This window comes from Marinimicrobium sp. UBA4209, from assembly GCF_002381585.1.
GTDB lineage: Bacteria > Pseudomonadota > Gammaproteobacteria > Pseudomonadales > Cellvibrionaceae > Marinimicrobium > Marinimicrobium koreense.
In genome coordinates, this window is sequence record NZ_DFTP01000101.1 from 1,143 (window position 1) to 1,728 (window position 586).

Here is a 586-nt window from a genome sequence, read left to right on the forward strand (position 1 = left end):
CCAAAGCCGACTCCGCGCACGAACTCCTGGCCGAACTGGGCAGCTTCGATCGCCAGCAATTGGCGTTCGACAGCACCGGCGCCATGGACTCTGACGAACAGTGGCTCTATCGGGTGGTGGGGGTCTACCGCGATACCGACACCCAGGTGGATCAGGTGGATGAAAATACCCGGGTATTCGCGCCGTCGATCACCTGGCAGCCGAGTCAGCAGACCCGGGTCACCGCCCTGCTCAACCGCACCGAGACCGACAGCGACGTCGGCGCCCAGTTTCTGCCGGTGTATGGCACCCTACTGCCGGCACCCAACGGCCAGTTTATCGACAACGACACCTACACCGGCGATCCGGACTTCAACTACTACGACACCGAGACCACCTCGTTCACCCTGCTGGCGGAGCACCAATTCAACTCGGTATGGAGCCTGGAGCTGACCTCCCGCTACACCGATGCGAAGGCCGACTATCAGCAGGCCTGGACCGCGTTCATCGGCGGCGACCGTTACGTGCGCAATACCGATGGCAGCCTGTATGGCGACGGGCTGGTCCCGCGCTCCTTCTATGGCAGCAAGTCCACCTCGGAACAGGC

General features: G+C 63.0%; 1 pseudogene. It reads left to right on the top strand.

Annotated features, from left to right (window positions below):
- Positions 1-586 (top strand): annotated as a pseudogene (locus B3187_RS14720) (hypothetical protein); the annotation flags it as partial.